8 protein-coding genes are annotated in these 12,415 nt (G+C 52.7%); 7 read left to right on the top strand and 1 reads right to left on the bottom strand.

The genetic code is table 11. From position 1 onward, the window contains the following. Nucleotides 1–107 precede the first annotated feature (107 nt). The 4 genes from WH37_RS16060 to WH37_RS16045 all read left to right on the top strand — a co-directional run bounded on the left by WH37_RS16060 (nt 108) and on the right by WH37_RS16045 (nt 6,203). On the top strand, nt 108–977 hold the full coding sequence (locus WH37_RS16060; RefSeq protein WP_414811847.1) for an ABC transporter permease: 870 nt from the start codon (nt 108–110) through the stop codon (nt 975–977). A 12-nt stretch (nt 978–989) separates the two neighbouring features. After that, on the top strand, nt 990–1,877 hold the full coding sequence (locus WH37_RS16055) for a carbohydrate ABC transporter permease (protein ID WP_046231602.1): 888 nt from the start codon (nt 990–992) through the stop codon (nt 1,875–1,877). Nucleotides 1,878–1,890: 13 nt separating this feature from the next. Then, entirely contained in the window at nt 1,891–4,530 is a 2,640-nt protein-coding gene (locus WH37_RS16050; RefSeq protein ID WP_046231601.1) for a glycosyl hydrolase, read from the top strand. Between the two features lie 131 nt (nt 4,531–4,661). Then, nucleotides 4,662–6,203, top strand: a complete 1,542-nt coding sequence (locus WH37_RS16045; RefSeq protein WP_046231600.1) for a GH35 family beta-galactosidase — start codon at nt 4,662–4,664, stop codon at nt 6,201–6,203. A 668-nt stretch (nt 6,204–6,871) separates the two neighbouring features. Here WH37_RS16045 and WH37_RS16035 read toward each other — a convergent pair. Beyond that, nucleotides 6,872–7,939, bottom strand: a complete 1,068-nt coding sequence (locus WH37_RS16035) for a LacI family DNA-binding transcriptional regulator (protein ID WP_177217951.1) — start codon at nt 7,937–7,939, stop codon at nt 6,872–6,874. Between the two features lie 284 nt (nt 7,940–8,223). Here WH37_RS16035 and WH37_RS16030 point away from each other — a divergent pair, with 284 nt between their 5' ends. The 3 genes from WH37_RS16030 to WH37_RS16020 all read left to right on the top strand — a co-directional run bounded on the left by WH37_RS16030 (nt 8,224) and on the right by WH37_RS16020 (nt 12,414). Next, nucleotides 8,224–10,020, top strand: coding sequence for a DUF5605 domain-containing protein (locus tag WH37_RS16030; protein WP_046231598.1), 1,797 nt, complete (start codon nt 8,224–8,226; stop codon nt 10,018–10,020). A 44-nt stretch (nt 10,021–10,064) separates the two neighbouring features. Next, nucleotides 10,065–11,498 (top strand): L-fucose/L-arabinose isomerase family protein, encoded by a 1,434-nt coding sequence (locus tag WH37_RS16025; RefSeq protein WP_046231597.1) that lies wholly within the window; start codon nt 10,065–10,067, stop codon nt 11,496–11,498. A 70-nt stretch (nt 11,499–11,568) separates the two neighbouring features. After that, the gene (locus WH37_RS16020; protein WP_177217968.1) at nt 11,569–12,414 is read left to right on the top strand and encodes a transketolase; all 846 of its coding nucleotides are present in this window, start codon (nt 11,569–11,571) and stop codon (nt 12,412–12,414) included. Nucleotide 12,415 lies beyond the last annotated feature (1 nt).

The raw sequence follows: 12,415 nt of genomic DNA, 5'->3' as shown, positions 1-12,415 counted from the left end.
CGGGAAATAAAGGGAAAGTGGCAGCGGCAGCTCCCCAGCAGGCAAAGCAGGTTGCCAAATCAAACGTGAAAAAGAAACAGTTCAAGCGCTATTTGCCTTTGTTTCTGATGATGCTTCCGGGGCTGGCGTATTTGATCATTAACAATTATGCACCGATGTTTGGCCTCATTATTGCCTTCAAAAACATCAATTTTGCACAAGGAATTTGGGGCAGTGAATGGATCGGGCTGCAAAACTTTGAATATTTGTTCAAAACGACAGATGCCTACATCATTACGCGGAACACGATATTGTATAACGGCGGCTTTATTATTTTGAATTTGGTCATTGCGGTAGGAATAGCCATTTTGCTCAATGAGATTCGCAGTAAAATTATGGCCCGCTTTTATCAAAGCGTCGTGCTGCTGCCTTTTCTCATTTCCATGGTTATTGTCAGCTATTTGGTATACGCGGTGCTTAGCATTGAAACGGGCTTTATGAATAAGACGGTGCTTCCACTTCTGGGACTCGACGCTATTTCCTGGTACAGCGAGGCGCAATACTGGCCGTATATATTGACAATCGTGCATGTGTGGAAAAGCGTTGGCTTCTACTGCGTCGTTTATTTGGCAGCTATTATCGGAATCGATCAGGAATATTATGAAGCGGCAACGCTAGATGGGGCATCCAAATGGCAGCAAATTAAATCGATTACGCTGCCGCTCATTTCGCCGGTCATTACGATGATGACGCTGCTTGCGATCGGCCGGATTTTTTACTCCGACTTCGGCTTGTTTTATCAGGTTCCGATGGACGCAGGTGCGCTCAGTGATACGACAAACGTTATTGACACTTACGTGTATCGCGGCTTGATGCAGCTCGGTGATATCGGGATGTCCTCTGCGGCAGGCTTGTATCAATCCTTGGTCGGATTCATTCTGGTTCTGCTAGCTAATTATATTGTACGCAAAATCAACAAAGACAACGCATTATTCTAAGGAGTGAATGACATGACGCATGAAAATAAATTATGGCAGTGGGCGGCAAATGTATTTATGATGGCCGTTTCGCTTGCTTGCCTGCTGCCCTTCGCCCTGCTGGTTATATCCTCTTTCACCGATGAACAGGCGATTATCAGCAATGGCTATTCCTTTTTTCCAAAACAGTTCAGCTTGACGGCCTACGGTTATTTGCTTGATCAATCGCAGGAATTGCTGCGGGCTTATGGCATTACGATATTGGTTACCGTTCTTGGAACGTCGGTCAGCTTGGTGATTACGTCCATGCTTGCTTATCCGCTGTCGAGAAGAGATATTCCGCTGCGCAACCCACTGGCGTTTTTCGTCTTTTTCACGATGCTGTTCAACGGTGGGCTTGTGCCAACCTACTTAATTTACACCCAATATCTCGATATTAAAAATACGATCTGGGCGCTCATTATTCCGGGCCTCCTGATGAACGGCTTTAACGTTATGCTCATGCGCACGTTCTTCATTACATCCATTCCTGTCCCGATTTTGGAATCGGCTTACATCGACGGGGCGACTGAATTCAAAACGTTCCGTTCGATCGTGCTGCCGCTGTCGCTGCCGATTTTGGCAACGATTGGCTTGTTCCAGACGATTGGCTATTGGAATGACTGGTTTAACGGGCTCGTTTATTTAACAGATCCGAAGCTGTTCAGCATCCAGAACATTTTGAACCGGATACTGACAGACATTCAATTTCTGTCGAACAGCGGCCTTGGCTCCAATGCGGGCCAAAGCATGGCCAAAATGCCGAGTGGTACCGTTCGGATGGCGATTGCAGTAGTCGGCGTCATTCCCATTCTTATCGCCTATCCATTTTTCCAAAAATATTTTGTTAAAGGCATTACAATTGGCGCGGTAAAAGGATAGGAGGACAGCGATAATGGCTGAACGCTTACGTCATGTTCTGGCAGGCGAAGAAGAAAATTATATTATGCCGCTGCTGTGGCAGCGTGGCGAGGAAGAAGGACAGATCCGCGAGGAGATGGAGCGAATTGCTGCGTCAGGCATCAAGGCGGTCATTGTGGAATCGCGTCCCCATCCGGATATGCTTGGTCCCGGCTGGTGGCGGGATATCGATATCATTATGGACGAGGCGCGCAGCCGCGGCATGAAGGTGTGGTTTTTCGATGACGACCATTTTCCGACGGGACATGCGGCGGGCAAGCTGAAGGAAGCTCCGGCTGAGCTGCGCAGAACGTATTTGGCGGAGCGGCATATCGATGCTGTTGGTCCAGCACCGCAAGCCTCCTTCCTGCTGAATACGCTGCTCCAGCCAGGCGATAAGCTCGTCACGGTTGTAGCGGTCAAGCGTGAAGGGAAGCCGGGCGTTACAGCTGCTGAGCAGCTTAGCGGATTTATCGAGCTGACGTCCAGCGTGCAAAATAACGTGCTTTACTGGGATATTCCTGAGGGCTTCTGGCGCATTTTCGTTCTGATTGAGACAGCGGAAGGCGCAGAGGAAGCGAAACGGAACTATATTAATCCGATTGTGCCGGAGTCTACGCAGGTGTTAATCGATGCGATTTATGAGGGCTACTACGAGCGGTATCGGGATGATTTTGGCAAGACGCTGGCCGGGTTTTTCTCCGATGAGCCGGGCTTCTACAACGATAAAACGACGTTTGACTTCAACTCCCGATTAGGCAAAAAGGGCATCGTCCTGCCTTGGTGTCATGACATGCTGGAGCTGCTGTCCGCCGAGTTCGGACAGCCTGTTGCGGCAATGCTGCCGCTGCTGTGGTACGAGGGCGGCGAGCAGACGGAAGCGCTGCGCTATACGTTCATGAATACGGTCAGCAAGCTGTATGCCGAGCATTTCAGCGGCAAGCTGGGCGACTGGTGCCGCGAGCGCGGCGTCGAATATATCGGACATATTATTGAAGACAACAATGTGCATGCGCGGCTCGGCTGCGGGCCGGGACATTTCTTCCGCTCGATGTGGGGCCAGGATATGGCAGGCATTGATGTTGTGCTGCATCAAATTATGCCGGGCTTTGACGAGGTGCCGTTCACGTGGATTGCCGGGGAAACGGACAGCGAGTTTTTCCATTATGCCCTCGCCAAGCTTGGCTCGTCACTGGCGCATATCGATCCGAAGAAAAAGGGCCGGGCGATGTGCGAAGTATTCGGTGCCTACGGCTGGAGCGAAGGCCTCAAGCTGATGAAATGGCTGACCGACCATATGCTCGTTCGCGGCATTAACTATTTCGTGCCCCATGCCTTTTCTCAAAAAGAGTTCCCCGATGCCGACTGCCCGCCGCATCTATATGCACACGGCGAAAATCCGCAATATCGGTATTATCGCCAGCTGAATGATTATACGAACCGCATCAGCCATCTGCTGAACGGGGGACGCCATTATGCGACGGCGGCGGTATTATACCATGCGGATGCGGAGTGGTCGGGCGCTGAGGCCATGCTGATCCAGAAGCCGATCAAGGCGCTGATGCAGGCACAAATCGATTGCGATGTTATTCCGTTTGATCTTCTGGCAGCTGGGGCTGCCACGGTGAGCAGCGGCGAGCTGCTTGTGGCCAATGAGGAGTATCAATGCCTCATCGTGCCTTATGCTGAAGCGCTGCCGGCAGTGGTCGTAGAGGAATTGGCCAAGCTTGCGGAAGCAGGGCTGAAGGTGCTGTTTGTAGATGGGCTGCCTGCCCGGACGATTGAGGGCGGTAGAGAAGCAGCGGAGCTTAAGCGCCTGAAAGCGCTGGCTCACGCAGCGATTGTTCCGCTTGCTGAGCTTGCGGCGAAGCTCCGCCATGAAGGCATGTATGATATCGAGACGGCGAATGCCGCGCCGTACTTGCGCTATTATCATTATGGGCATCAGGACTGCGATGTATATTTCTTTTTCAATGAGCATCCTTATGAGACGGTGGATACGGTCGTCAGCTTTAAGGCCTCCGCTCGGATGATGATTTATAACGCCTTTGACAATCAGCTGAGCGAAGCAAACGTAGAGCAAGCTGATGGCGTGAGCCGACTGAGAGTAAGGCTGAGCGCTTATGAGACTTTGATCGTGCTGTCTGGCGAAGAGCTGCCGCACGCGACGGCGCAGACGCTGCCCGATTGTACAGCATGCGTGCCGGTAGAGCTGTCTGGAGAATGGAAGGTTTCGACCTCCGGTTCGCTGCAATATCCGGTATTTGAAAGCTACGGCAAGCTGAGCGAGCTGGAAAATATCAACGCTCCGCACCTTCTGCCGGATTTCACCGGAACGATTCGTTATGAGCTTGCCTTCGATTGGGATGGCGAGGGCCAGCCGCTGTATGTTGATTTGGGTGCCGCGTTTGAGACGGCGGTGGCAACGGTGAATGGCGTGAAGCTGGGTACGGCGATTGCTCCGCCTTATCGCTTTGCAGCGGGCACGGCCATTCAGCCGGGAACGAACCAGCTTGTCATTGAAGTGACCAATACGCTGGGCAAGCAGCAAAAGGATTTCTTCTCGCGTTTTATGCAGCAGGAGCCAGGTGGTCTAATTGGGCCCGTGCAGCTGCTTGTAAAGCCGAAGGCTTAAGGACTGAGAACTAAAGCAGCAGTTGAATTTGTAAAGCCTTTAAATGGAAGCGTGGTGAAAACGATGGAGTACAGCTCCTTTTTCACCGCGCTTCTATACGTAGACTATTGGAACGGAAGGGGTTAGACACAATGAAGCATATCCCTCATTTGGTGAGCGGGAATGGAACATCCACCTTGTACGTAAATGGCGAGCCTTACCTTGCGCTTGGCGGGGAAATTCACAATTCGAGCGCTTCAAATCTTGCATACATGCAGGAGAAAGTGTGGCCGGAAGTCCGCAAGCTGAATTTAAATACGATTATTGCCCCGGTTTATTGGGAATTAATAGAGCCAGAGCAGGGAACGTTTGATTTTTCACTGGTTGAAGGCTTAATTGAGCAGGCTCGTGCGGAAAATATTCGCTTAGTGCTGCTTTGGTTCGGCTTATGGAAAAACGGCAAGTCCAGCTATGTGCCAAGCTGGGTGAAGCGGGATTATGTGACGTATTTCCGTGCCTGCTATGCCGATGGCTCGCCCTCGGATACGATTTCTCCGCTGTGCGAAGCGGCGGTAACGGCTGATGCGGCAGCCTTCAAGCGTCTGATGGCGTTTCTTAAAGCGTTTGATGAGGGAACCCACACCGTTATTATGCTGCAGGTGGAAAACGAAATCGGCTTTTTAGGCAGTGAGCGAGATCATTCGGCAACAGCGAATGCCGTGTTTGAAGCGGAGGTTCCGAAGCAGGCAGCTGAGGCATATGGCGTGCAGGGAAGCTGGCAGCAAGCTTTTGGAACGAATGCAGGCGAATGGTTTATGGCGTACCATTATGCGCATGCGGTTGAACGCATCGCGAGTGCGGGCAGTGAGCAATATCCGCTGCCGATGTTCGTCAATGCATGGCTGGAGCAATATCCATGGCGCCCAGGCACGTATCCGAGCGGCGGGCCAGTCGCCAAGGTGATGAAAATGTGGAAGCTTGCGGCACCAACCCTTTGCCTGTACGCGCCGGATATTTATTTGTCCAGCTTCGCGGACGTATGTCAGGAATACACGCAGGATGGCAACCCGCTGTTCATCCCTGAGGCGCGGCGTGACGTTTCATCGGCGGCCAATGTGTTTTACGCGATCGGCAAGCATGATGCACTAGGCTTTGCGCCGTTCGGCATAGAAGGCTTTTTTCCCGAGGAAGCTGCAAGCGGCGGGCCAGATTTCAGCATAATGATGGCGCTGAATATTGATTTTTCCGGGTTTATCGTGAATGGAACAGGCCCGTACCTTGCGGCAAGCTATAAGCTGCTGGGAGGAATGCTTGGGCTGATCCAGCAAAATAGAGGCACGGGAAAAATGACCGGTTTTATCCAGCAAAACGATAGCGGCTGTATACTATCCTTTTCCCGCTACGATGTAAAGCTGTCCTACAAACGGGCAGTAGAAGGAACACCTCCGGCGGGCGGGCTCGTCATTGAGCTGTCCGACGAGCGGTTTATTTTCGCCGGGATCGGCTTTTCGGTGGAGCTGCTGCCCAAACAGGGCGACCGCGCGAAGGTCGGCTTGATCCGCGTGGATGAAGGAACGTTCGAGCAAGATGAGTGGGTGCGGGGCAGAGTGCTGAACGGCGACGAGTCTGCGTATCGCATTGCGGTAGGCGATTACGCTTCGGCTCTTTATATTGAGGCATATTCGTACAAATAAAAGGCGCAGCTGTGCCTAGGGCGTGTATGCAAACGTAAGCGAGCCAGATGCTGATCGAATTTAGCGTCAAACATAATCCCGCTACTACCGGGAATGTCACCCCTCATTAAGGTGAGCATACGTAGCGAAAGGCAGCTCCGTGCTCTTCGTTTAAGGGGTTAACCCGTTACACCCTGAACAAGGATAGACATGGTGGACACAGAAGCCGCTATTTCAACGGGATCACGGGTTATGGCACAGCTTGCGGACTCAGGAGCCGCTAATGCGCTGCAAATGGCCATTTTGCCGGGATGAGGAGGGCGATAACAGATTTCCTGTCCGCTTAAGGCTTGAATTCGGATCAAAAGCCAGAATAGCGGAACCTCAGTCCTTCAAAAAAAGAAGTGAGCGTCCCGAGCAGCGTGGCCTCAGCAACAATCGCAGGCTGCGGTTCCCCGGCCTTGAAGCGTCAGATGAGATTGGCCTCAGTAAGCGCTAAGCAAGGAGCAGTAGGTCGACTCAGTTTTGCATACACACCCTAGTTGATCTAAACAAGCTGCTTAATCATGCAAATGCAAAATAGGTTGAAAAAATAGCCCTCCTGGCTCTCGCTCTACGCGTTCCTGGAAGGGCTATTCGTCATAGATCGACATAGATAGGCTGCTGAACCGGCACTGTTTTGTGAAAGCTTACATGGTTGGTTTGGACAAAACCGCAGCAGTGGATGGCGCGCTGGACGAGTGGCGTACGATAAACTGCGTGTCGACGGCAATTTTGGTTTTGACCGCATGGTCCTGTTCAATGGCTTCAATCGCCAAATCGACGGCCAAATGGGCCATGCGCTCTTTTTCAACATGAACGGTCGTGAGCTCCGGCGAAACAATTCGCGCCTCGGAAATGTTGTCGAAGCCAACGACAGATGTGTCCTCTGGAACGCGGAATCCAAGGTCGGTCAGCGTCTTAATGGCGCTGATCGCGATATAGTCGCACTCGCAGAAAAATGCGGTCGGGAGCAGGCGGCCGGCAGCTTGATAGGCGGCGAGCTGATTTTTCAGCTCCTCCTGAAATGAGGTTATCGTCGGGGCAACGGAGAAAATATCGTTCTCGTCGATCGACAATCCCCGCTCCTCTAAAGCGGACAAAAACCCTTTGCGCCGATCATCAAAATTGCTAATCCGCACATTGGAAGCCAAATAGCCGATATGCTCGTGGCCAAGCTGGCATAGATGCTCACCCGCCTGGTAACCGCCCATCACATTGTTAATCGCAATGAAATGGACGGGAAGCGTTTCAAAGCAGGTATCAAGCACAACCAGCTGCGCGGGCAAGCGGTCAGCCAAGCTTGCAATTTGCCCCCTATCGAGGTTCGTGCCGAGCAAAATGACGCCTTCGCTGCGGATATCCTCCGCCAAGGCATGGCTGTCACTGGAAAAAGCGTTGACGTCAATCGACGTAAACAGCAGCGAATAGCCCTTGGCACGGCACCGCACCTCTATGTAGTGAATGAGCTCGCGGAAAAAAGGCTGCTGATAATATTGCTCCAGTACAATGCCGGAGTTGGCTAAAACGAGAAAGGTCAGCGATTTGCTGGAGGCTTCCGGCTGCGCGGCTCGCGTTTTAGGCAAGTAGCCATTTTCCTTGGCAACCTGCAAAATACGCTCGCGGGTTTCCTGTCCGATTCCCGGCTTGCCGCTGAAAGCAAGCGAAACTGCTGATTTCGATACGCCTGCAAGGGCGGCGATGTCTTCCATTTTCACAATAGGTTAATCTCCCTTCAAGCCTCAAGCCGTTAGTTTAGTAAGTTTAGTGTATATCCAGCGCGCATTAATTGCAATGCGCAATCGTGGTTTAGCTAAATTATTTAGTTAATATACTAAATTAAAGCGTTTTATTTATATAAACTTATTGACTGGACGTCGTTTTGCTGCTAAATTGGGGATATGAATGCAGGAAAAGTCCATCAATCGTTTAGCGTTTAGTTTAGTTTCTTTAACTAAACTTATAATAGGCTAAAAGCAGCAGCCAATAGGAGGATGCGATGATGATTTTTAGTGAGGAAACCAAGATCGGATATATTTGGGCGAGCCCGGAGGGGCGGAAGGTTTTGCTGAAGCATGCTCCTGAATTGGAGCATTCACCTTATCTTTCTTTTATCAAAATGCGCACTTTGCCAATCTTTGCAACCTCAAACCAAGCCTTAATGCGCTCACCGGAATGGGTGGCGAAGGTGCTGGGTGAGCTTGCAGGCGTTGAATACGTAACCGAGGATGATGCAGCACAGGAGGCTGCCTCTGCTTTAGGCAATGAAAGCCAGGAAGCATTAGCAGCACAGTCCGCGGCGGGGGCACCGTTAGAGGCTGAGGGATCGGCAAAGCTGCTTGCGCCTGATGAAGCGGCGCGCTGGAGCGTATATGAGCTGGAGCTTCATGGCCCGGCCCATGGCAATCCTTTCACGGACGCGGCGATCAGCGCCGTGTTCAGCCAAGGCGATAGAAGCCTGACTGCCCAAGGCTTCTATGACGGCGACGGCATCTATCGCGTGCGCTTTATGCCAGATGCCGAGGGCGAGTGGCGCTACCGCACAAGCAGCAGCATCCGCGCCATGAACGGCATAGCCGGCAGCTTTGTCTGCGGCAGCGCCGAAGCGGGGAACCACGGTCCGGTGCGGGTAGCGGACACATATCATTTTGCCTACGAGGATGGCAGCCGTTATTTGCCTGTAGGAACAACCTGTTATGCGTGGACGCATCAGGGGCAGGAGCTGGAGGAGCAGACGCTCGCTACGCTCGCGCAGACGCCTTTCAACAAGCTGCGGATGTGCGTATTTCCCAAAGCTTACCTCTTTAATGATAATGAACCCCCGCTTTATCCGTTTGAGCGCTTGGCAGATGGACAATGGGACTTCACGCGCTTTAATCCGGCGTATTTCCGCCATTTGGAGCAGCGGATTGCGGATTTAGGCAAGCTGGGCATTGAAGCGGATTTGATTTTATTCCATGCGTATGACCGTTGGGGCTTTTCAGAAATGCCGAAGGCGGCGGATGACCGCTACTTGCGCTATATTACGGCGCGTCTGGCGGCTTACCGCAACGTCTGGTGGTCGCTCGCGAATGAATACGACCTGATGTGGGCGAAGGAGGAGTCGGATTGGGAGCGTTTTGCCCAGATCGTGACCGGCGATGACCCATATGGGCACCTCATCTCGATTCACAACTGCTTTGGCTTTTATGACTATACCCGTCCTTGGGTGACGCATTGCAGCGTCCAGCGGGTGGATGTTTACCGGACAGCGGAAAACACCGACCAGTGGCGCAAGGAATGGAACAAGCCGATCGTCATTGACGAATGTGGTTATGAAGGCGACATCGATATGGGCTGGGGCAATATTTCGGGCGAGGAGATGGTGCGCCGTTTCTGGGAAGGTGCGGTTCGCGGCGGCTATGTCGGTCATGGGGAGACGTATTTGCACCCGGAGGACATTTTGTGGTGGTCGAAGGGCGGCAAGCTGCATGGCACGAGTCCGGAGCGGATTGCTTTTCTGAAAAAGGTGCTGGAGGAAGGGCCGGAGCAGGGCTTGAATCCGCTGCTGTCGGAGTGGGATGCCCCATCGGCGGGCATTGCCGACACTTATTATTTGTTTTATTACGGCTTTAATCAGCCGCGCTACCGGAATTTTACGATGAAGCCGGGCATCGCGTATGAGGTAGAGGTGCTGGATACGTGGAGCATGACGGTGACCAAGCAGGCTGGTACCTATGAAGGAACGTTCCGCATTGAGCTGCCGGGCAAGCCTTACATGGCGATCCAAATGCGGCGCGCAGATATGAACGGAGAATAGCTTGGCCTAATCGAACATTACGAGTCAACAAGGGGGAGTCAGCAGTGAAAAAGTTGAAGCTTGGCTACGCGCCAACAAGACGGTTTGTGTTTAGTGCAGAGGATGCGTTTCGGTATAAGGTGCTCATTAAGGAAAAAATCGAAAGCTTCGGCATGGATATAGACATTGTCGACCTGGAGGGTCTCAACAGCGAGGGGCTGCTCTATGATGATCATATTAACGCAGATGAGATTGCGGAGCATTTCCGGCGTGAAAATGTCGATGCGGTGTTTTTCCCGCATTGCAACTTCGGCACCGAAGATACCGTTGCCCGTGTAGGCAAGGCGCTTGGCAAGCCGGTGCTGCTGTGGGGCCCTCGCGATGAGTCGCCGCTTGAGGACGGCATGCGGCTGCGCGACACCCAGTGCGGGCTGTTCGCTTCCGGCAAGGTGCTGCGCCGCTTCAATGTTCCGTTCACCTATGTGACGAACACCCGAGTCGATGATCCGGTGTTTGAGCGCGGCTTCACAAACTTTATTGCGGCGGCGAATGTCGTTCGCAAATTTCGCTCCTTAAGAATTTTGCAAATCGGGCCGCGCCCATCCTCCTTTTGGACGATGATGTGCAATGAAGGCGAGCTGCTGGAACGGTTCGGCATCGAGATTCATCCGATTACGCTCGTCGACATTCAGCGCGCCTCGCAGCGCATTGAGAAGGGCAGCAGCTCGGAGCTTGCGGAAGCGATAGACTACATTAAAGCAAAGCTTGACTGGTCGGAGGTTACGGAGGCTGATGTGCGCCGTATTGCGGCGCTGAAGGTTGCGATGAAGCAATATGCGCTGCAAACCGGCAGCACGGCAATCGCGATCCAATGCTGGTCCTCCTTGCAGGATGCAATGGGCATCATGCCTTGCCTTGCGAATGCGATCCTCACCGATGAGCAAATTCCAGTGACCTGCGAAACGGACATTCATGGCGCTATTACGTCGGTCATGGTACAGGCGGCAACGATGAATCAGCATCCGACCTTCTTTGCAGATTTGACCGTACGCCATCCGGAAAATGCAAACGGCGAGCTGCTGTTTCATTGCGGCAACTTCCCGGTTTCCTTGTCTGTCGAGAACAAGCCAAAGCTGCGCAAGCACTTTCTGTTTGACGATCATTCGCCGGGAACGCATGAGGGCGAAATTAAAGGCGGCGGCATGACGCTGGCCCGCTTCGATGGCGACCATGGCGAATACCAGCTGTTTTTGGGCAAAGCCCGTGGCATTCAAGGACCTTATACGCGCGGCTCGTATGTATGGGTTGAGGTCAATGATTGGCCGCTATGGGAAGAAAAATTGGTCAAAGGCCCTTATGTACACCACTCCGTCGGCATTCATGCCAATGCGATTCCAGCGCTGTATGAAGCGTGTCAATATATTCCTGGCTTGAAGCCAGATGCCGTTGATCCGACAGAGCGGGAAATTCAGGCATGGCTGCGCGGCGCGGGCTTGTAACGGCAACGAGAGCGGGAACAAGGTAGAGGACAAGGACGAGGAGGGGCTTTCAATGGGGAGCAACAAAGCGATCAGCATAAATGAGCTCAAAGGCAAGGCAGCACAAATCCGGATGGATTTGCTGCGCATGATTCACGGTGCAAAAACGGGGCATACAGGCGGCTCATTGAGCAATACGGATATTTTGACGGCCTTATATTATAAAATTATGAACATTGATCCAGCCCGGCCAAAATGGCAGGAGCGCGACCGCTTTATTGCAAGCAAAGGCCATTCCGTTGAATCATTGTGGTGCATTTTGGCCGACCGCGGCTTTTTCCCGAAGGAGGAGCTTGCGACGTTTAGTCAGTTTGGAACGAGGCTCATCGGCCACCCGAACAACAAGGTGCCGGGCATTGAGATGAACACGGGTGCGCTAGGGCACGGACTGGCGATATCGGTAGGCATGGCGCTTGCGGCGAAGAAGGATGCGAGAGCGAGCCGTGTATTTTGCTTAATGGGCGACGGCGAGCAGGCGGAGGGCTCCGTCTGGGAAGCAGCGATGGCTGGCGCACATTATAAGCTCGACAATTTGGTTGGCATTATCGACCGCAATCGGCTGCAAATTAGCGGTACAACGGAAGAGGTCATGGGACTGGAGCCGCTAGAGGAAAAATGGGCCGCTTTCGGCTGGCATGTCGTCTCGATCGATGGCAATGACATGGGTGCGCTTGTAGAGGCATTCGAGGCTGCTCCAGCTGCGGCGGGCAAACCGACGCTTGTCATGGCGAATACGGTGAAGGGCAAAGGAGTTTCTTTTGCTGAAAATGTGCCGCATTGGCATCATCATGTACCTAATGATGCGGAGCTGGCGCAGGCGCTTGCCGAGCTTGAAGCCGTCATCAGCAGCTACACACAGGAAGGGCAGGTGCAATAAG

It is taken from the genome of Paenibacillus algorifonticola, assembly GCF_000971975.1.
Lineage (GTDB): Bacteria > Bacillota > Bacilli > Paenibacillales > Paenibacillaceae > Pristimantibacillus > Pristimantibacillus algorifonticola.
Note: the sequence above shows the minus strand (reverse complement) of the source record. Positions and strands in the feature narration are given on the sequence as shown.

What these genes read in the sequence shown, in the direction of transcription:
- WH37_RS16050 (WP_046231601.1), top strand. Translation starts at nt 1,891, where the DNA reads ATGGCTGAACGCTTACGTCATGTTCTGGCAGGCGAAGAAGAAAATTAT.
- WH37_RS16055 (WP_046231602.1), top strand. Translation starts at nt 990, where the DNA reads ATGACGCATGAAAATAAATTATGGCAGTGGGCGGCAAATGTATTTATG.
- WH37_RS16030 (WP_046231598.1), top strand. Translation starts at nt 8,224, where the DNA reads ATGATTTTTAGTGAGGAAACCAAGATCGGATATATTTGGGCGAGCCCG.
- WH37_RS16045 (WP_046231600.1), top strand. Translation starts at nt 4,662, where the DNA reads ATGAAGCATATCCCTCATTTGGTGAGCGGGAATGGAACATCCACCTTG.
- WH37_RS16060 (WP_414811847.1), top strand. Translation starts at nt 108, where the DNA reads ATGATGCTTCCGGGGCTGGCGTATTTGATCATTAACAATTATGCACCG.